This window comes from Cupriavidus sp. SIMBA_020 (assembly GCF_046535395.1).
Classification (GTDB): Bacteria; Pseudomonadota; Gammaproteobacteria; order Burkholderiales; family Burkholderiaceae; genus Cupriavidus; species Cupriavidus campinensis.
Genome location: NZ_JAWRWU010000654.1, coordinates 1 through 269, shown reverse-complemented (window position 1 = coordinate 269; position 269 = coordinate 1). Strand labels below are relative to the sequence as shown.

1 protein-coding gene is annotated in these 269 nt (G+C 60.6%); it reads right to left on the bottom strand.

The window, feature by feature from the left end; all coding sequences use genetic code 11:
• A partial coding sequence (locus SB751_RS30935) for a porin (RefSeq protein ID WP_410749141.1) occupies positions 1-269 on the bottom strand: 269 nt, incomplete at both ends.

The following is a 269-nucleotide window of genomic DNA, read 5'->3' as shown; positions in this document are numbered from 1 at the left end:
CCCGCGCTCCATGCGCGGTTCTCGTTGAAGTCGGTGTCGTTGGAGAATGCGTAGAGACCGCCGAATTGCAGACCCGCGAAATTCGGGCTCGCGTATTTGACGGCGTTGCTGAAGCGCAGCGAATCGGCGAGATTATCGTTGTCGAACGGGTGCGCGAAACTCGTCTTGCCGAACGAACCTGCTTCGGCCGAGAGCGGCGCAACGTAATCGACCACCGAATCGTATTGACGACCCACGGCGGCGAAACCATAGCGGTCGCTCGCGAGACC